The sequence below is a fragment of the Pauljensenia sp. OF14-1SRA genome, from assembly GCF_027694595.1.
GTDB classification, from domain to species: domain Bacteria; phylum Actinomycetota; class Actinomycetes; order Actinomycetales; family Actinomycetaceae; genus Pauljensenia; species Pauljensenia turicensis_B.
In genome coordinates this window covers 1-18,755 of the sequence record NZ_JAQEVQ010000009.1, presented here as the reverse complement: position 1 = coordinate 18,755, position 18,755 = coordinate 1, and the positions used below count along the sequence as shown (strand labels likewise).

Below are 18,755 nucleotides of genomic sequence, written 5' to 3'. Positions count from 1 at the left end.
ATCCCGTGGATTTCATCTGCGTCACCAGACTTCTTGCATGGCAGATTCGTCAGGTGGTTGGTCTGTTTCACCTGCATTAGTGCGTGATTTGGGGCACACTGTATGTATGTCGTACGTAGAAATGCACCCAGAGAATCCACAAGTTCGTTTCGTGAACAAAGCTGTCGAGATCTTGAACAACGAAGGCGTGATCGCGCTTCCGACTGATTCGGGATACGCGATTGCCTGCAAGCTCGGCAACAAGGCTGGCATGGATACGATTCGTTCGATTCGTCGTTTGGACGAGAAACACAACTTCTCGCTCTTGTGCCATTCTTTTGCGCAACTGGGTGAACTTGTCATCGTCGATAACTCTCAGTTCCGTACGATCAAAGCTTTGACTCCGGGTGCCTACACTTTCATTTTGCCTGGAACTAAAGAGATTCCTCGCATGACGCTGAATAAAAAGAAGCACACGGTTGGTGTCCGCATTCCCGATCATGTCATCACCCAAGAGATCGTTGCAGCGCTTGGTGAACCGCTTCTGTGTTCGACATTGATTTTGCCCGGTGAGAGCGAACCGATGATCGACGGGTTTGAGGTGGATGATCGCATCGGTAAGTTGATTGACCTTGTGATCGTTGGTCCCGTCGGTGGTGACGAGGCCACAACCGTTATCGACTTCACTCAGGGCAGTGGAGTGGTTGCACGTGCTGGCGCGGGGGATACCTCACTTTTTGAGTAAACACTTCGTGTGATCTTCTCACTTCTCTCCTGATAGGCTCAATGGAGCATATTGAGTAAAGGGGAGGAAAGAATGGCGCTACAACGCCATCTTGGTGCTGTTCGTGCGCATTTCGCGCGTATTTTTGCACTCCTTTTTGTGCTGGTTGGATTTGTTTTAGCCTGTGTTGCCCCGTCATTTGCGCAGGGTGATGGAAAGAGCGTGAACAGCCCTTTTTTAAAGGATTCTCTCTTAGACACGTTCACGGTTCTTTCAAGTTGTAGTAGTGCCGATGCAACGTACTTTATTGCTGTCTACCTTGATGGTGACGGAATGCTTTTGCAGCGTAGTGAACCGTTGGTAAACCCGCTGACCGGCGAAAAGCTTGAAGCGAAGGTGTGGGCAGTTGGTACCTATGACGCGCAGAAAGAGCGTTTCGTGGCAACCGTTGAGATCCCTAACGGCACGAACAATGCTGACGGCGCTCTTTGGAAAGCTAATATCGGTCATCAACTCACTGTCTCTTATCTGAACAAGGACGGTCACAGTGCAGGAGTGGCTTGCGAGTTCACACGCTGGGTCGGCATTACGCAAAAGGCAATCCCGATTACTCCAGTCGATCCCGTTGAACCTGTTACTCCCGTTCAACCGGTAGATCCGGTGAGTCCCGATGAGCCTGAAAAGCCCGTAACTCCCGGTGAGCCTGAAAAGCCTGTAACCCCCAGTGTCCCGATTGTTCCTGAGCCCGTTACTCCTTCAGCGCCGGCTACACCGTTGCCTGATGCCATTTCTGCGCAGACGAACAGGGCGCCCGCCCGGCGTGCTTCGAATCCAGCTGTTCAGGCTCCTGCCCAGCAAACGACGGTTGTTTCTCCCGTTCCAGTTGCTTCTCCCATTCCAAGCGAAGCAAGCTCAGCGGAAGACCAATCTGACCAGCCAACAGTGAAGCTTCTTTCCTCCCAATCAAGCGAGTCGTCGGCGTCTTCACCGTCGGCGGAAGCCATTCTTGCTGCGCATGAAGCTAGCGTCGACAACGGTGCCGCAATGAACGCGGCGATCGCTCTGTCCGCATCAGCATTCGCGGCCGGTGGTGGCATGGTGTTAATCGCTGGTGGCGTCGTTGCACATCTACTGTCCGCCTCAGCGCCCACTCAGTGAACGTCGTGGACCTTTTTAGTTCCGACTCTTTAACTGCTGACGGAGTTCCGCAGTTTAACTCCCATGCTCCTCTTGCAGTGCGTATGCGCCCAACATCTCTCGATGAAGTCATTGGGCAACGCCATCTTCTCTTAGAAGGTTCGCCTCTTCGACGGTTGCTTGCTCCGGTTAAACCGGATGCTCCTCAGGTTTCTTCCGTGATCTTGTGGGGTCCACCGGGCACTGGTAAAACCACACTTGCCTACCTTGTTGCTCAATCATCCGGTCGTCATTTTGAAGAATTGTCCGCGGTCTCAGCTGGTGTAAAAGATATTCGAGACGTTGTTGTCAGCGCGAAGAGGCGTACCGCGGCAACTGATGAAGGAACCATTCTTTTCATCGATGAGGTTCATCGTTTCTCGAAGTCTCAGCAGGATGCTCTTCTCCCAGCTGTCGAAAATCAGTGGGTGACCCTCGTTGCTGCAACAACCGAGAATCCATCGTTTTCGGTGATCTCGCCGTTGCTCTCACGTTCGATCTTGCTGGTTCTCCAGCCACTCGAAGAAGAGGCGATTGAGCTCTTAATCCGTCGTGCTCTAGACGATGAACGAGGTCTGAATGGCGCTTACACATTGGATGATGACGCGATGGGGGGCCTCGTACGCCTTGCTGGTTGCGATGCGCGAAAGTCACTGACTCTGCTGGAAGCTGCCGCTGGAGCAGCCGACGACCAACAGTCGCAAGCGATCACCCTTGATCACGTGCAGACCGCCGCGAACCAAGCGCTTGTCCGCTGGGACCAGGATCAGCACTACGACGTTGCTTCGGCGTTCATTAAATCGATGCGAGGCTCTGACGTTGATGCGGCGTTGCACTATCTGGCGCGAATGCTAGAAGCGGGGGAGGATCCTCGTTTTATTGCGAGGCGCGTCATGATCGCTGCCTCGGAAGATGTGGGTATGGCAGCTCCCGAGGTCCTATCAACAACCGTTGCTGCGGCTCAAGCAGTGGCAATGATCGGTATGCCGGAGGCGCGCATTATTTTGGCCGAAGCGGTCATTGCTGTCGCAACCGCGCCGAAGTCGAACGCTGCCTACCTTGGTATTGACAGGGCGATTGCGGACTTGAGAGCTGGAAAGAGCGGACCTGTTCCCATGCATTTGCGCGATGCTCATTACGGGGGAGCGAAACGACTAGGCCACGGCCAAGAGTACATTTATGCGCACGACGAACCGCATCACGTTGCTACCCAGCAGTATCTTCCCGACAATCTTGAGGGCGCGCGCTACTATGAGCCAACCACGAACGGGCATGAGAAACTCATCACTGAACGCCTGTCCGTGATTAGGAAACTACTGAAATTACGGTAGTCTTAACGGGTTGCCTGTATGGCACACCTGGGGTCTTAGCCGAAAGACGCAATTCTGGGAGTTGACCCCGTGGCCAACGGATAGTCCGTGGCCATGACACAAGAAACAGGAAAGATAGAGGAAATGGCACAGAACCGTTCCCGCAAGCAGGTGCGCGAATCCCGCGCCCTCGGCATTGCACTCACCCCGAAGGCAGTCCGCTACTTCGAGAAGCGCCCCTACGGCCCCGGCGAGCACGGCCGCTCCCGTCGTCGTCAGGAATCCGACTACGCCGTTCGTCTGAAGGAAAAGCAGCGTCTGCGCGCTCAGTACGGCATCCGCGAATCCCAGATGCGTCGCGCCTTCGAAGAAGCACGTCGTACCGCTGGTCTGACCGGTGAAAACCTGGTTGAGCTTCTCGAAATGCGTCTTGACGCCCTGGTTCTGCGTGCCGGCTTCGCCCGCACCATCCAGCAGGCACGTCAGGTCGTCGTTCACCGTCACATCCTGGTTGATGGCAAGATCGTTGACCGTCCGTCTTTCCGTGTGAAGCCGGGTCAGACCATCCAGGTCAAGCCGAAGTCGCAGACCACCGTTCCGTTCGAAATTGCCGCTCAGGGCATTCACCGTGACGTTCTGCCGGCAGTTCCCGAATACCTGAACGTCGAGCTTGAGCGCCTCAAGGCCACCTTGGTTCGTCGCCCGAAGCGCGCTGAGGTCCCCGTGACCTGTGACGTCCAGATGGTCGTCGAACACTACTCGCGCTGATCATACTTTCGCAGAGCCCCGAGAGTTTTCTCGGGGCTCTGTTGTTTTCTTTCACCCCGTTGGTCAGATGTGCTTTATCTGGCCCTCACCTATTACGATAGGGAACCATGCGCACCTCTGAAATTCGTTCACGTTGGCTCGACTTCTTCGAATCGAAAGGCCACCATATTTCGCCTTCGGTTTCGTTGATCTCTCCAGAGCCTTCCATTCTGTTCACCGTCGCGGGCATGGTGCCGTTTATTCCCTACATTCTGGGAACAGAGCCGGCTCCGTGGCCGAGGGCCGCATCGGTGCAGAAGTGCATTCGTACGAACGATATTGACAACGTTGGTAAGACCACGCGGCACGGTACGTTCTTCCAGATGAACGGTAATTTCTCCTTTGGTGATTACTTCAAGGAAGGCGCTATCAGCCATGCGTGGGAACTGCTGACAACTCCGCAGGATAAGGGCGGTTACGGCCTCGACGGCGACCGGTTGTGGATGACCATTTGGGAAAAGGACGAGGTCTCCTTCGACTACTGGACGAAGACGATCGGCCTGCCCGCAGAGCGCATCCAGCGTCTTCCGTTTGAAGAGATCTCCTGGTCGACCGGTCAGCCGGGTCCTGCTGGCGCATGCTGTGAAATCCACTACGACCGTGGTCCTGAGTTTGGACCTGATGGCGGTCCCATCGCCGACATTGTTGGCGACCGCTTCCTTGAAATCTGGAACCTCGTCTTCGACGAATTTGTTCGAGGCGAAGGTGAAGGCCACGACTTCGAACTCGTTGGCAAGCTTGACCAGACCGCAATTGATACGGGTGCTGGCCTTGAGCGTCTTGCGTTCATCATGCAGGACAAGCCGAACATGTACGAGATCGACGAAGTCTTCCCGGTCATTGATGTCGCCCAGCAGATGTCGGGCAAGGAGTACGGCTTGGGCGCCTCAGGCCCCAGCGCGGGTGTCGCTTATGACGATGATGTGCGTATGCGCGTTGTCGCAGATCACGTGCGTTCTGCGCTCATGCTGATCAATGATGGCGTGCGCCCGGGCAACGATGGACGAGGCTACGTGTTGCGTCGTCTAATCCGCCGTGCGGTGCGTTCGATGCGTCTTCTGGGCGTCGACGAGGCCACGATGCCGAGTCTGCTGACAGCTTCGAAGAACGTCATGTCCCTGTCCTACCCGGAACTTAACGAGAATTGGGCAACCATTCAGGACGTTGCATACGCCGAAGAGGACGCATTCCGTCGCACGCTGAGTGCCGGCACCACAATTCTTGACACCGCCGTTCGTGATGCGAAGAAGGCTGGATCTAACGTTCTGTCCGGTGAATCAGCATTCTCACTGCATGACACCTACGGCTTCCCGATTGACTTGACGCTTGAAATGGCAAGCGAGCAGGGCCTGAAGGTTGACGAGGATGCCTTCAAAACTCTCATGCAGGAGCAGAAGGACCGTGCACGCGCCGATGCTCGCGCAAAGAAGACCGGCCACACCGACGTTCGCCTCTTTCAAGATATTGAGAAGCAGATGGGTGGTGGTTCGACCTTCCTCGGCTACACCGATCTTGGCTCCGAAGCGACGATCACCGCTCTTCTTGTTGATTCCGTTCCCGCTTCCGTCGCGCAGGCGCCTGCTGAGGTCGAGGTCATCCTTGACCGCACTCCGTTCTATGCTGAGATGGGTGGCCAGCTCGCTGACCACGGCCAGATTCGCCTTGCAGACGGAGGCATTATCGAGGTCCACGATGTCCAAGCTCCGATTAAGGGGCTGTCGGTTCACCGTGGCACGCTGACTGAAGGCTTAGTGACGGTTGGTGCGAAGGCATGGGCGGAGGTTGACTCTGAGCGTCGTCTGGCGATTGCCCGCGCTCACACCGCAACCCACATGGTCTACGCGGGTCTGCGTCGAATCGTTGCCGAAGACGCCGATCAGGCTGGTTCTGAGAACTCACCGTCACGTCTACGCTTCGACTTCCGTCACTCCTCGGCTCTCGAGGGCTCGCAGATTAACGACATTGAAGCCCTCGTCAATGAAAAGCTTGCCGAGGACCTCGTGGTCAAGACTGACGTGATGTCGATCGAAGAGGCCCGGCTTTCCGGCGCGATTGCACTTTTCGGCGAAAAGTATGGTGCCGAGGTCCGAGTTGTCACCATCGGTGACGGTTTCGATAAGGAACTCTGCGGTGGCACCCACGTTCCTACGACCGGCCACATTGGTCGTATCGCGATCTTGGGTGAAGGATCCATTGGTTCGGGCGTGCGACGCATTGATGCACTTGTCGGTAATGGCGCGTATTCATTCCAAGCAAAGGAACACGCTTTAGTTTCCCAGCTGTCGACCATGGTGGGGGGCCGTAGCGAAGAGCTTCCGGATCGTATTGCTTCGTTGCTTGCTCGAGTGAAGGAATCTGAGAAGGAACTCGAGCGCATGCGCACTGAGCAAGCACTGGCTCAGGCGCAGACGTTTGCTGATACGGCACAGTCGCTCAATGGCATTGCTGTAGTCGCCAATGATGCAGGCGTTATGCCGTCCGCTGACGCGTTGCGCACTCTGGCTCTTGAAGTTCGTGATCGTCTTGGCGATGCGAATCCGGTTGTTGTCGCTCTCATCGGCCGAGTGAACGACAAGCCGTCGATCGTCGTTGTGACAAACGAGAAGGCGCGCGAGCGCAAGGCTAAGGCAGGCGCATTTGTTCGCGCTGTCGCCCAGCACCTTGGTGGTGGCGGCGGTGGCCGTGATGACATCGCACAGGGCGGTGGCACCAAGCTCGACGCGATCAAGGAAGCGCTTGACGCGATCCGTCGCGAGGTTGCTCATTCGTGAGTCTTCGTCGCGGAACGCGCATCGGTGTTGATGTTGGAACTGTCCGGGTTGGAGTGAGTCGCTGCGACCCGGACGGCATACTCACAATGCCCGTTGAAACTGTTATCCGAGCTGATGACGGTTCTGACGTTGAGCGTATCTGCTCAATCATCGACGAATACGATGCCTTCGAAGTCATCGTAGGCCTGCCGAAACATCTCAAAGGTGGAGAAGGAATTTCAGCAAAAGGCGCTCGGCGCTACGGCAGACGAATTAAGCTAGCTAGGCCACATGTTCGTGTCGCATTGGTTGATGAGAGGCTATCCTCAAATCAAGCGCATGCGCGCTTACGACAGTCAGGCGTTCCAGAGAGGGAACACCGAGCGGTTGTCGATCAGGTGGCTGCTCAAATCATTCTTGAGCAAGCACTTGAAGCGGAACGAATGAGCGATCGAGCCCCAGGGCTCGAGATCATCATTGAAGGGAAGGATCTTTCGTGACGACGCCCAACTCGCAACGCCCTCCATTTCCTCGACGACGAGATATACAGGGACGAGCAGGCACTCAGGCTTCGCATCAGCGCGCGCAGACACCGCCCGCAACGCCACAGTCGAATGGTCTTCCTCTTTTTAAAACCGTGAGTAGTGAAACGACCGGCATGCGTTCTCGACGCCTAGAAGTAGAACGTCGTCGAGCCCGCCGTCGTAAGCGTAATCGTCGTATCCGCGCGTTCATTATCCTGGCAATCGTTATTGCTCTTCTTGGCGGTGCAGCAGTGTATGCCGTACGCCAACTGACCGCGTCTTCATCTTCCTTCTCGCAATTGGACGATGACTATCCCGGTCCGGGTTCAGGCTCTGTTGAAGTGACGATCGATGTCGGCGAAACAGGTGCCGAAATCGGTCAGTCACTGGTTGATGCTGACGTCGTCAAGAGCGTTGCAGCCTTTATCCGCTCGTATGACGCGAATAAAGCAGCCGTAATGATCCGTCCGGGCACATACACGCTGAAAATGCAGATGAGGGCGTCTGATGCGGTTGCCGCATTGCTTGATGACGCTAATAGGTCTGATAACACGGTGACTGTCACTCCGGGTCAAACCAAGGCAGAAATTGCCGAGCGTATTTCATCTGTCACCGATTTCAGCTTTGATGATGTCACCGCAGCATTTGAAGATGCCAGCGCTATTGGTTTGCCCGATGTTGCTGGGGGAAACGTTGAGGGGTGGCTTGCTCCGGGTTCATACGAAGTGGCGTCTTCGGATACTCCGGTGACTCTGGTTGCCCAGATGGTTGCCACTACGATTTCCACGCTCGATAGTGCCGGTGTCGCTGAAGACCAGCGCGAAATTGTTTTGAACAAGGCTTCAATTCTCGAACGTGAAGTGAATCTCGACGAGTACCTGCCCAAGGTCGCTCGAGTGATTGAAAATCGCCTTGCTGATACTGAAAACGAGACTCGTGGCTTGCTCCAAATGGACTCAACGGTTCTTTACGGAGTTGGTAAAACCGGTGGCGTACCAACCGCTTCCGATCTGCTGGATGAGAACCCGTACAACACATACCTTCATAAGGGGATTCCTCCGAGCCCGATCGCTCAGCCCAGTGAGGCAGCAATCAAGGCCGTGATGCATCCTGCGGATGGCGACTGGCTGTACTACGTGACCATTGATTTGGATACGGGTGAGACAGTGTTTGCTTCAACGCTGGCCGATCACGAAGCCAATCAGCAGAAATTCAAGGACTACTGCAAAGCTAACCCCGGGAAGTGCTGACACAATGAGTTGGGCTGGCGTAATCGGCTCACCCATTGAGCACTCACTATCGCCTCTTTTGCATAGGGCAGCGTGGGATTCTGTCGGCGTGGGTTCTGACTGGACGTATCGCACAATCGAGGTCACGAAAGAAACGTTGCCTTCTTTCCTGTCCTCGCTCGATTCAGGGTGTCTTGGTCTTTCCGTGACCATGCCGTGCAAACAGGACATCATGTCTTTGATTGATGTCTGCGATCCTTTGGCCCAAGCGGTTGGAAGTGTGAATACCGTTGTCCCATCGGCAGGCGTGTTGACCGGTTTTAACACCGATGTGCATGGGATCGTGATGGCTATCGATCAGGCTCGAGCGCGCAGGGGGTGTGATGCGCCGCATTCTGCAGTGATCTTGGGCAGTGGAGCGACGGCGGCCTCGTCCCTTGCAGCCTTGGGCACGCTTGGTATCACTCGCACAACTGTGATTGCGCGTCGTTTTGGTGGACCGGGTTCGATTGTTGTGGCCGCAATGCGGTTGGGTGTTGAGATTGACCAGGTTCTCTTCGCCGATCATGAACGAGTGATGCGTGAGATCGCTTCGGCAGACATCCTCATTTCTACGTTGCCCGCACATATTGGCGATGATATTGCCAAGCAATTGAGCCCGAGCACCGATCAGTGTCTGCTTGATGTCATTTATTCGCCTCGTGACACGCAGCTTGTACAGGTGTATGAAGCCAATGGCGCGTGCGTTGCCTACGGTGTCGAGATGCTTCTTCATCAAGCGCATCTTCAGGTTCAGCTAATGACGGGGAAGAACGCTGATGTGGAGGCGATGCGTCAGGTGATTCCTCAATGAGCGATTTTTTAAGTCTTCTGCGCGTCCGTGAAGCAACAACAGTCCAGGACTTGTCGCTTGCGTTAGCACTCGCAACATGGCTGATCATCATCTATTGGCTGTGGCGCTACGGCTGGCGTGTCCAACGCCGATATTTCATTGAAGCGACGCTGACACCGTATAAGCGCACGGGTATCGTGTGGACCTCCGCTTTGTTTGGGGCTGCAACGATTGTGACGCTGCAACTGAAACCGTCGGCACCGGCGATTGTGTCGGTTGCGATGATCGGGGCGCTCTCTGCTTTGGTTGATGCTCGAACGCACAAGCTTCCCAACGCATACACGGCTACGATGGCGATCGGGGTGACCTTCGGTGCGCTCGGCATGATTTTCCACTCGGAAACGCCCTTGAAAGTGATCTTGCGTATTGCTCTGTCGATGGCAATTTGGGCGGTTCCCTTGTGGATTCTTTCTAGAATCCCGGGCGGTGTCGGTTTTGGCGACGTGAAGATTGCTCCTGTCCTTGGAGCGTTGCTTGGGTGCGTTGGTATCCAAGCTGCCTACGGTGGTTTGATCATTTCCTTCGTTTTGGCCGGCGGCGCCGCGTTGTGGCGATTGGTCGTCGGCAATGCGGGGACCGGGGCGCGGATACCTCTTGGACCGTGGCTGATTCTTGGTGCTGCCGGTGGGTATATCGGCTGGGGTGCGATTCTTCAGTGGCAGTAGGCGGTTCTTTCGCCTACGCAGTTGACCGCATTCTTTTTGGGGGTACGAGGCCGGTCACTTCGATGTGTGCGATGGCGTTATAGCCGGAGAATGAACGGCAGAGGTCGTGTTGAACTGTTCGTGTCAAGATAGATGAATGACTTTAGATCCTTCGATTGCTCAGCGTTTAAAGCGTGATTCTGCCGGTCTTGTTGCTGCTGTCGTTCAGCAGTGGGATACCCGTGAAGTTTTAATGCTCGGGTGGATGGATGACGAGGCTCTTCATCGGACGCTGACGACAGGGCGAGTGACCTTCTGGTCGCGAAGTCGCCAAGAGTATTGGCGCAAAGGTGATACGTCCGGACACCTCCAATTTGTGAAGGCTGTCAGTCTTGATTGTGACGGCGATGCGTTGCTCATCGAAGTGGACCAGGTTGGGGTTGCCTGTCACACGGGGAAGCGTTCCTGTTTCGAAGAAGGCGGTGACCTTGGTGCAGTCATCGGTCAGCGAGGTGACGTATGAGCCCACATGATGAGCCCATTTCCGTATCTCTACTAGTACCCACTAGCATCGAATTGACGACGGTAGTGGCGAAGGAGCGCAATCATGACAGTCTTAGATGACATCATCGCAGGTGTCCGTGAAGATCTTGCCTTGCGCGAGGCCCACGTCCCCATGGACGAAATCAAGCGACGTGCACTGCGTGCCCCCGACGCCCATGACGCATTCGCTGCCTTCAAGGAACGCGAAGGCGCCGTATCGATCATTTCCGAAGTGAAGCGCTCCTCTCCGTCAAAGGGCACTCTTGCTGATATTCCTGATCCTGCGCGTCTTGCGTCGATCTACGAAGAAGGTGGCGCAACCGCCATTTCTGTTCTCACGGAAAAACGTCGTTTCTCTGGTTCCCTCGCTGACCTGGATGCAGTGCGTGCAGCAGTGGATATTCCAGTGCTCCGCAAGGATTTTATTGTTACTCCATATCAGATTCACGAGGCGCGGGCACATGGAGCGGACCTCGTCCTCTTGATCGTCGCCGCACTTGAACAGCCGGCACTTGTCTCGCTTCTGGAACGCGTCCATTCGCTGGGGATGAACGCTCTGGTTGAAACGCATTCGCGTCTTGAGGCGTTGCGAGCACTCGAAGCAGGAGCACGGATTATCGGGGTCAATGCTCGGGATCTGAAGACCCTTGAAGTTGACCGCGACACCGTTAACCAGGTGATTGATGTGATTCCAGCTGACGTTGTCGCCGTCGCAGAGTCAGGCGTACGAGGCCCCCACGACGTTTTCGAATACGCCAAGTGGGGTGCTGATGCTGTTCTCGTCGGCGAGGCTCTGGTGACCAGTGGTGATCCGTTGTCATCCATTCGCGACATGGTATGTGCCGGCTCTCATCCGGCTCTCCTGACCGACCGTAAGGCGCGCGTCCGCGCCGCTCTAGAGGAGAAGTAACGTGGCACTGTCAAACGTTCAAGGGCCGTACTTTGGCCAATTCGGTGGACGGTTTGTCGCCGAATCGTTGATGGGACCACTCGAGGTTATTGAACGTGAGTGGAAGCGCCTGTGGCCCGATCCTGCGTTTCAGAAGCGTCTTCGTGACCTGTTTGTTGGGTATGCGGGTCGTCCGTCTTTGCTGACCGAGGCACCTCGTTTCTCCCGCGAGCTTGGGGGAGTGCGCGTCTTTTTGAAGCGCGAAGACTTGAACCATACGGGCTCACACAAGATCAACAACGTGCTTGGCCAAGCTCTTTTGACGAAGGAACTGGGCAAAACCCGAGTCATCGCTGAAACCGGCGCCGGGCAACACGGTGTTGCGACCGCCACTGCAGCGGCGCTTCTTGGCTTGGAGTGCACCGTCTACATGGGCGAAGAAGACACTCGACGTCAAGCACTGAATGTGGCTCGAATGCAGATGCTTGGGGCGGAAGTTGTCGCCGTAACATCCGGTTCGAAGACTCTGAAGGATGCAATCAATGAAGCATTCCGCGATTGGGTGACGAACGAAGCTACAACCAACTACATCTTCGGTACCGCGGCTGGTCCTCATCCATTCCCGGAACTTGTTCGTGATTTACAGCGAGTGATTGGTGATGAGGCTCGAGCACAGCTTCTGGCAATGGAAGGCCGTTTGCCGGACATCGTCTGCGCATGTATCGGTGGTGGTTCGAACGCAATCGGTACTTTTACCGCATTCCTCGATGATCCCGATGTTGAACTACTCGGGTGCGAAGCTGGTGGAGACGGGGTTGAGACCGGTCGTCATGCTGCCTCGATTACCGCGAATGAAACCGGGGTTCTTCACGGAGCCCGCACGTACCTGCTTCAAGAACGAGACGGCCAAACGAAGGAATCACATTCGATTTCGGCGGGTCTCGACTACCCGGGTGTTGGCCCCGAACATTCGTGGCTCGCTGCGACCGGTCGCGCTCGCTACATTCCCATCAACGATGCCGATGCGATGGATGCTTTCATGTTGCTATCACGCACCGAGGGTATTATTCCCGCAATTGAGTCTTCCCATGCTCTTGCTGGTATCCGCCAGTGGGCCACGCAGAAGGTTCGCGAAAACGGCGGTCCCTTTGCTGAAGATGAAGGTCCGATTGCCATTGTCACCGTGTCGGGACGCGGAGATAAAGACGTGGACACGGCATCGAAATGGTTCAACTTGGGGCATGCGACTCGTCAAGTGATTGACCCTAGTGCCGGTTCGACTGGCATTTCCCAGTTTGACGATGACGAAGAGGCGGGCAAGTGAGCAAAGAATTGAAAGCTGGGCGTCGCATCGACGAAGCTCATTCACGAGGCGACGCAGCTCTCATCGGATACCTTCCCGTTGGTTTTCCGTCGGTGGATAATTCCATTCGAGCGGGCAAAGTCCTTGCAGATTGTGGTCTTGACGTACTAGAACTGGGCTTCCCCTATTCCGATCCAGGAATGGATGGACCCACGATTCAGAAGGCAACAGTTGCTGCTCTTGAATGCGGTACTCACCTTGAAGATCTGTTTCGAGCTGTTGAAGAACTGACCAGCTATGGGCTGACCACCGCGGTGATGACCTACTGGAATCCTGTCGAGTGGTGGGGTGTGGATCGCTTTGCCCGTGATTTTGCCACTGCGGGTGGTTCCGGTCTGATTACCCCCGACCTTCCTCCAGAAGAAGGGGCGCAGTGGGAAGCAAGCGCAGAAAAATACGGCTTGGAGCGCACATACCTTGTTGCCCCCTCGTCTCCGAGGCACCGGTTGGAACTGATCAGTGCGCATAGTGAAGGTTGGGTGTACGCTGCCTCGACGATGGGTGTTACCGGTGCTCGCGCATCCGTGGGCGAGCATGTCAAAGACCTCGTTGAACGCACGCGAGATGCCGGGGCTCAGCGCGTGTGCGTTGGTCTTGGTATTTCGAACGGCCAGCAGGCAAAAGAAATCGGTGCGTACGCCGACGGCGTTATCGTGGGCTCCGCACTGGTGAAGACACTGTTTAACGAGCCAATTGACCGCGGCCTTCGTCTTCTTGAAGAACGTGCTCAAGACTTGGTTTCAGGAGTGAAAGGAGCCCGATTGTGATCAGTGCCTCCATCCCTTCGCCGTCGCAGGGCGTCTGGTACATCGGTCCGCTACCGCTACGCGCCTACGGATTAATCATCGTTATCGGCATGTTTATCGCCGTCTACTGGACGGCCAAACGCTACGCAAAACGTGGCGGTGACCCGGAACTGATGTATGACGTGGCCCTTTGGGCGATCCCGATCGGCCTTATCGGAGCTCGCCTGTACCACGTCATCACATCCCCCGAAGCCTACTTTGGTCCAAACGGTGATCCGGCTCGAATCATCCGAATCTGGGAAGGTGGCTTGGGCATCTGGGGCGGCGTCGCTCTGGGTGCGCTCGGCGCTTGGATTGCAGTGAAACGTTCCGGGAAGCGCCTCGGCCCGCTTGCTGATTCGCTTGCACCAGCATTACTGGTCGCCCAGGCCATTGGTCGCTGGGGGAACTGGTTCAATCAAGAGCTTTTCGGTGGCCCCACGACGTTGCCGTGGGGTTTGCAGATCGACGACGCGCATCTGCCCGATGGTTTTGCCTCGGGAACCCTGTTTCACCCAACATTCCTCTACGAGTGCCTGTGGAATCTGACGATGGCAGCAATCATCGTGTGGTGCGATCGTCGTTTCCGTTTCGCCTCTGGACAGGTGTTCGCGCTCTACCTGATCGCATATCCACTTGGACGAAGCTGGATTGAAATGATGCGCATCGACACGGCTCACACCTTCCTCGGAATGCGCTTGAACGTATGGACATCGCTCGCCATTTTGGCGCTAGGCCTCCTCGTCTACTCCGTTGCTGGCAAGCTGGGACGATCCACTATCTTGCAGGGCGACGAACGTTTCGTGCCTGTTGAAACCGACGAAAACGTTTCGGAAATCGCTGAACATGGGAACGATCACCTTGAAATTGAATCCCTGAATAAGAGTTCTGAAGCCCAATCGCGGTAGGCTTAGCCTATGCGCCGAGCAAAAATTGTATGTACTCTCGGCCCTGCCACTGATTCTTCGGAGCAAGTCCAAGCACTGGTTGACGCCGGTATGGACGTCGCCCGAATCAATCGATCACACGGCACGGCTGCAGAGCACGAAGCTGTCATTGAAAAGGTCCGTCGCGCTTCTGCGACTTCAGGACGTGCCATTGCAATTCTTGTCGACCTGCAGGGGCCGAAGATTCGCCTGGAGACGTTCGAAGAAGGACCCCAGGTCCTCACTGTTGGTGACACGTTCACCATCACAACCCGCGACGTGCCTGGAACTAAGGAACTCGTTGGTACGACCTTCAAAGGTTTGCCCGGTGACTGTGCTCCCGGCGATCGCCTGCTGATTGACGACGGAAACGTCGCAGTCCGCGTTGTCGAGGTCACCGATACCGACGTCATCACCAAGGTTGAGGTCCCCGGCGTGGTTTCTGACCACAAGGGCTTGAACCTTCCCGGCGTCGCGGTGTCCGTTCCTGCTCTTTCCGAGAAGGATAAAGAGGACCTGCGTTGGGCAATGGAAAACGACGCAGACTTCATCGCTCTGTCGTTCGTCCGCAATGCAAAGGACATCAACGATGTCCACGCGATCATGGACGAATACGGTCGTCGTCTTCCGGTGATCGCCAAGATCGAAAAGCCACAGGCTGTCGAAGCACTCCAGGAAATCGTCGATGCGTTTGACGCGATCATGGTTGCCCGCGGTGACCTTGGCGTTGAAATGCCACTCGAGTCCGTTCCGCTGGTTCAGAAGCGCGCCATTGAATTGGCTCGCCGTGCTGCGAAGCCGGTTATCGTCGCAACCCAGGTCATGGATTCCATGATTAAGAATCCTCGCCCGACCCGCGCTGAAGCTTCTGACTGTGCAAACGCCATCCTTGACGGTGCCGATGCGGTTATGCTTTCCGGCGAAACTTCAGTGGGGGCGTTCCCGATCGAAGCTGTTCGCACGATGGCTCGTATTATCGAGTCCACCGAAGAAAACGGTGGCGAAATGATCGCCGCACTGAACGGTTTCTTCGTCAACGACCGTGCGGCCGTTATCTGTGAAGCTGCCGCTCAGATTGCCGAGCATCTTGATGCTCGCTACCTGGTGACTTTCACTCAGTCCGGTGCTTCGGCTCGCATGATGTCGCGTCTGCGTCGCCCGATTCCAATGCTCGCATTTACTCCGTTGGAATCAACGCGTCGTCGCCTGGCATTGACGTGGGGTATTCAGACCTACCGCGTTCCTGAGGTCCGTCACACCGATGACATGGTGTGGCAGGTCGACCAGGTTACGCAGTCGTCGCACCTCGCTGAAATTGGTGACGAACTCGTGATCGTTGCAGGTATGCCACCGGGGACCGCAGGTTCCTCGAACATGCTTCGCTTGCACAAGGTGGGCGATGAGATCGACTACTCAATCGGTGGCGGACTTCGCTGACACCAGCATGTGAAGGTGGCCAGACTGCTTCGGTAGTCTGGCCATTTTTATTCGTGACACAAACACTTTGATTGTTCTTGACGGACTAGGGGCTTCATTGCGTGCAACACGAAGACGCGTTTTAGGTGGCGGAATACGTCAAACCGTGTAGGGTAGTGAGAGTGCCACGGCGAGTAAGAATGCCGATGAGGGTATTTGAGATTGCTTTCGGCACATACGACCTACCGTATGAGGTTGCCTGCGCGAACAACGCGCATACCTGCATACGGTCTGATGAATGAATGATGGAGAAGAAAAATGAATAAACGTACCCGGACTGTGTCAGTCCATTCTCAGGCACTGGATCGTCAGGCAAACAACCTGGAAATCGACCAGCTGGCCAATGCAGTCAAGCCTTGGTTTGACGAAATGAATGATGCGAATATTGCTCGCGCAATTTCGGATCTTTCCAATCCGCGTTCACGCGGACGCGCAGCTGACTTCCTCGGCCTTGAGCTGATTGAAGCAGCATGACCTGAACGTTGCAGTGACCTCACTCAAATGATGATGAAGCTGTGACCAGTACAAACTCACGGTGGCGGGCAGTTCCTACGAACTGCCCGCCACCGTTTGTGTCATCCTGCGGATTTAGTCGTCAACCTGATCGATAACAGCGTCAGCGACCTCGCGCATTGAAAGACGCCGATCCATTGACGTCTTTTGGATCCAGCGGAAGGCCTCGGGCTCGGTCATGCCCATGTTTTTCTGCAACAGGCCCTTCGCGCGGTCAACGCGCTTACGGGTTTCGAAACGGTCAGAAAGATCGGCGATCTCCTCTTCAAGAGATTCGATTTCCTGATGACGCGAAAGGGCAATCTCAATGGCAGGAATCAAATCAGCGGGGCTGAAGGGCTTGACAACATACGCCATTGCCCCCGCATCGCGTGCGCGTTCAACAAGCTCTGTTTGGCTAAACGCGGTCAGCATGACGACAGCACACGAAAGCTCCTGAAGGATCTTTTCAGCGGCGGTAATGCCATCCATGCGAGGCATCTTCACGTCCATGACACAGAGATCGGGTTCGAGCTCAAGTGCAAGCTGGACGGCTTCTTCACCGTCTGCGGCCTCACCAACAACCTCAAGCCCGGCAGAAGTGAGGGTTTCAACGATATCCAGACGAATCAGACCCTCATCTTCTGCGACAAGAACGCGGCGTGGTTCGTTTTGAACTTCAGTGGTCATAATTGATCCTCGGTTTGTAGGTTTGCTAGCTCTATCATAAACTTAAACGGCGCCAATTACGGCGACGCCCCGATAGCCCAACTGGCAGAGGCGGTCGGCTCAAACCCGGCTTGTTGTGGGTTCGAATCCCACTCGGGGTACTTTCGAAGTGTGCCACGGTAGTTTTCGTACTACCGTGGCACTTTTCATTTCGCTGATCGTGGTGTGCTGAGAAGCATCAAACTCGGCTTATAGGTCAGGTTGTGTTGGTTTTTGGGCTGTCTTTTGTTGCTACAAAGCCGAAAAGTGGGGGTTGGACTCGTTGTGACTTGAGTTCTTGGTTGGCCAGGTCGTGTTGGTTTTATCCCGGTTTTTGATTGATATTCCGCGGTAAGGTCGGGGTTTGAATCGGCTTGGATTGGGGGATGGGAAATCCTCGATGCAAAATCTGTGGTGGCACGACGCAAAAATGGGGCTCAACTCGAGCAGGTAGGCCAAGGTTCCGCTGTCTTGCGTGTAGGGCAAGCCAGTCTCGGCGTAACGATACCCGTGCCCGGCATTTCAGTGCGTTTTTAGACTTCGTCACCGGCAAATACACCTTGGCCGATTACGGGCCCAAGGGGCGCACCATACGACGGCGTAACGAACCATTTTGGCATCTATGGCCAGTTTCTCCATTGGTTGACGAGGTTAACCATGTGGTCTTTGTTGACGGAATCTACCTGTCCCACAAGCTGGTGGTTCTTATTGCCTGCACCAAGACCCATGTGCTTGGCTGGTACGTGGCCAAGGGTGAGACCACCCGCGCCTGGCAAGCACTGATGTCTAGGATCGCGCCCCCAGATGTTGTCGTGTGTGATGGTGGGCAAGGCATCGCCAGCGCGGTGAAGACCACCTGGCCTACCACCCGGATCCAACGCTGTGTCTTTCACGCCTATAGCGCGGTCAAGCGTAAGACCACCACCCGGCCACGCACTCAGGCAGGTGTTGATCTCTACAGTCTTGCTCAGGCCTTGCTCGAGGTCACTACCTTTGACCAGGCAGTGGCATGGATGAGCAAACTCGCCACCTGGAACACCACCTACAAGGAATTCCTAGCCCAGCGCACCCGGCTACCAGACGGACGTTGGGTTGCCACCCATGCCCGGCTGATCCAGGCCAAGAGCTCCCTGAACACGCTGGTCAAACAAGGCACGCTGTTTACCTACCTCGATCCCGCCCTTGACCTTGAAGGTGACCCCATTGCCAAGACGTCGAACCTGATCGAGGGCGGGATTAATACCCAACTACGCTGCGTGCTACGAGCCCACCGTGGCATGAGTCTTAATCACCAGGTCAAGACAGTGTTGTGGTGGTGCTACCTGCACACCGAGTTCCCTGCCACCCCAGCACACATCCTCAGGACCACGATCACCGACCAACAGATCATTGACCAATTCGACAAGGCCAGCCACCGCGCCCAAGCACAAGCCGAGATCGACAGGTGGGGAACTGCAGTTAACTGGACCGACTTCCACCACAGCGGAACCTGGCACGAAACCTACTAAACCGAAACCAACACGTTTTGGCCTATAAGC

The 18,755-nt window shown here is 55.6% G+C and carries 18 protein-coding genes and 1 tRNA gene; 18 read left to right on the top strand and 1 reads right to left on the bottom strand.

Features of this window, described 5'->3' with window-relative positions:
• The first annotated feature begins 106 nt into the window (after window positions 1-106).
• The 16 genes from PG731_RS05935 (at window position 107) to PG731_RS05860 (ending at window position 16,491) form a co-directional block, all read left to right on the top strand.
• Window positions 107-724, top strand: a complete 618-nt coding sequence (locus tag PG731_RS05935; protein WP_270772776.1) for an L-threonylcarbamoyladenylate synthase — start codon at window positions 107-109, stop codon at window positions 722-724.
• 201 nt (window positions 725-925) lie between these two features.
• Window positions 926-1,861: a hypothetical protein gene (locus PG731_RS05930; protein ID WP_270772775.1), complete on the top strand. Its 936-nt coding sequence runs from the start codon at window positions 926-928 to the stop codon at window positions 1,859-1,861.
• A 5-nt stretch (window positions 1,862-1,866) separates the two neighbouring features.
• Window positions 1,867-3,210 carry a replication-associated recombination protein A gene (locus PG731_RS05925; protein ID WP_270772774.1) on the top strand — a complete coding sequence of 448 codons (1,344 nt, stop codon included), beginning with the start codon at window positions 1,867-1,869 and terminating at the stop codon, window positions 3,208-3,210.
• 123 nt (window positions 3,211-3,333) lie between these two features.
• Window positions 3,334-3,957 carry a 30S ribosomal protein S4 gene (rpsD, locus tag PG731_RS05920; protein WP_270772772.1) on the top strand — a complete coding sequence of 208 codons (624 nt, stop codon included), beginning with the start codon at window positions 3,334-3,336 and terminating at the stop codon, window positions 3,955-3,957.
• Between the two features lie 107 nt (window positions 3,958-4,064).
• Window positions 4,065-6,767: an alanine--tRNA ligase gene (alaS, locus tag PG731_RS05915; RefSeq protein ID WP_270772770.1), complete on the top strand. Its 2,703-nt coding sequence runs from the start codon at window positions 4,065-4,067 to the stop codon at window positions 6,765-6,767.
• Window positions 6,764-7,246, top strand: coding sequence for a Holliday junction resolvase RuvX (gene ruvX / locus PG731_RS05910; RefSeq protein ID WP_270772769.1), 483 nt, complete (start codon window positions 6,764-6,766; stop codon window positions 7,244-7,246). Before alaS ends, ruvX begins: the two co-directional genes overlap by 4 nt.
• Before the next feature lie 137 nt (window positions 7,247-7,383).
• On the top strand, window positions 7,384-8,520 hold the full coding sequence (mltG, locus tag PG731_RS05905) for an endolytic transglycosylase MltG (RefSeq protein ID WP_270772768.1): 1,137 nt from the start codon (window positions 7,384-7,386) through the stop codon (window positions 8,518-8,520).
• A gap of 4 nt (window positions 8,521-8,524) precedes the next feature.
• A complete protein-coding gene (locus tag PG731_RS05900; protein ID WP_270772767.1) occupies window positions 8,525-9,352 on the top strand; it encodes a shikimate dehydrogenase in 828 nt (275 codons plus the stop codon).
• A complete protein-coding gene (locus tag PG731_RS05895; protein WP_101627769.1) occupies window positions 9,349-10,056 on the top strand; it encodes a prepilin peptidase in 708 nt (235 codons plus the stop codon). Before PG731_RS05900 ends, PG731_RS05895 begins: the two co-directional genes overlap by 4 nt.
• Window positions 10,057-10,192: 136 nt before the next feature.
• A complete protein-coding gene (gene hisI / locus PG731_RS05890; protein WP_006681083.1) occupies window positions 10,193-10,558 on the top strand; it encodes a phosphoribosyl-AMP cyclohydrolase in 366 nt (121 codons plus the stop codon).
• A gap of 84 nt (window positions 10,559-10,642) precedes the next feature.
• The gene (gene trpC, locus PG731_RS05885) at window positions 10,643-11,488 is read left to right on the top strand and encodes an indole-3-glycerol phosphate synthase TrpC (RefSeq protein ID WP_270772763.1); all 846 of its coding nucleotides are present in this window, start codon (window positions 10,643-10,645) and stop codon (window positions 11,486-11,488) included.
• A gap of 1 nt (window position 11,489) precedes the next feature.
• Window positions 11,490-12,791, top strand: a complete 1,302-nt coding sequence (gene trpB, locus PG731_RS05880; protein WP_270772762.1) for a tryptophan synthase subunit beta — start codon at window positions 11,490-11,492, stop codon at window positions 12,789-12,791.
• Window positions 12,788-13,597 (top strand): tryptophan synthase subunit alpha, encoded by an 810-nt coding sequence (trpA, locus tag PG731_RS05875; RefSeq protein ID WP_270772761.1) that lies wholly within the window; start codon window positions 12,788-12,790, stop codon window positions 13,595-13,597. The genes trpB and trpA overlap by 4 nt, the downstream gene beginning before the upstream one ends.
• Window positions 13,594-14,523, top strand: coding sequence for a prolipoprotein diacylglyceryl transferase (gene lgt / locus PG731_RS05870; protein WP_270772760.1), 930 nt, complete (start codon window positions 13,594-13,596; stop codon window positions 14,521-14,523). Before trpA ends, lgt begins: the two co-directional genes overlap by 4 nt.
• A gap of 9 nt (window positions 14,524-14,532) precedes the next feature.
• Entirely contained in the window at window positions 14,533-15,978 is a 1,446-nt protein-coding gene (pyk, locus tag PG731_RS05865; protein WP_101627764.1) for a pyruvate kinase, read from the top strand.
• Window positions 15,979-16,275: 297 nt separating this feature from the next.
• Window positions 16,276-16,491: a hypothetical protein gene (locus tag PG731_RS05860; RefSeq protein ID WP_270772759.1), complete on the top strand. Its 216-nt coding sequence runs from the start codon at window positions 16,276-16,278 to the stop codon at window positions 16,489-16,491.
• A gap of 114 nt (window positions 16,492-16,605) precedes the next feature.
• On the opposite strand, the gene PG731_RS05855 is transcribed toward PG731_RS05860, so the two are convergent.
• On the bottom strand, window positions 16,606-17,199 hold the full coding sequence (locus PG731_RS05855; protein WP_270772758.1) for an ANTAR domain-containing response regulator: 594 nt from the start codon (window positions 17,197-17,199) through the stop codon (window positions 16,606-16,608).
• Between the two features lie 66 nt (window positions 17,200-17,265).
• Between PG731_RS05855 and PG731_RS05850 the strand changes: the two genes are divergently transcribed.
• Both PG731_RS05850 and PG731_RS05845 read left to right on the top strand, forming a co-directional pair.
• A tRNA-Leu gene (locus PG731_RS05850) sits at window positions 17,266-17,339 on the top strand.
• A gap of 264 nt (window positions 17,340-17,603) precedes the next feature.
• Window positions 17,604-18,725: an IS1249 family transposase gene (locus tag PG731_RS05845; protein ID WP_270772756.1), complete on the top strand. Its 1,122-nt coding sequence runs from the start codon at window positions 17,604-17,606 to the stop codon at window positions 18,723-18,725.
• Window positions 18,726-18,755 lie beyond the last annotated feature (30 nt).

Bases quoted from the DNA above. Each gene is read 5' to 3' on its own strand.
- PG731_RS05855 (WP_270772758.1), bottom strand. From the start codon at position 17,199: ATGACCACTGAAGTTCAAAACGAACCACGCCGCGTTCTTGTCGCAGAA.
- PG731_RS05895 (WP_101627769.1), top strand. From the start codon at position 9,349: ATGAGCGATTTTTTAAGTCTTCTGCGCGTCCGTGAAGCAACAACAGTC.
- PG731_RS05860 (WP_270772759.1), top strand. From the start codon at position 16,276: ATGAATAAACGTACCCGGACTGTGTCAGTCCATTCTCAGGCACTGGAT.
- PG731_RS05845 (WP_270772756.1), top strand. From the start codon at position 17,604: ATGGGAAATCCTCGATGCAAAATCTGTGGTGGCACGACGCAAAAATGG.
- rpsD (WP_270772772.1), top strand. From the start codon at position 3,334: ATGGCACAGAACCGTTCCCGCAAGCAGGTGCGCGAATCCCGCGCCCTC.
- pyk (WP_101627764.1), top strand. From the start codon at position 14,533: ATGCGCCGAGCAAAAATTGTATGTACTCTCGGCCCTGCCACTGATTCT.
- hisI (WP_006681083.1), top strand. From the start codon at position 10,193: ATGACTTTAGATCCTTCGATTGCTCAGCGTTTAAAGCGTGATTCTGCC.
- PG731_RS05900 (WP_270772767.1), top strand. From the start codon at position 8,525: ATGAGTTGGGCTGGCGTAATCGGCTCACCCATTGAGCACTCACTATCG.
- PG731_RS05935 (WP_270772776.1), top strand. From the start codon at position 107: ATGTCGTACGTAGAAATGCACCCAGAGAATCCACAAGTTCGTTTCGTG.
- trpC (WP_270772763.1), top strand. From the start codon at position 10,643: ATGACAGTCTTAGATGACATCATCGCAGGTGTCCGTGAAGATCTTGCC.
- alaS (WP_270772770.1), top strand. From the start codon at position 4,065: ATGCGCACCTCTGAAATTCGTTCACGTTGGCTCGACTTCTTCGAATCG.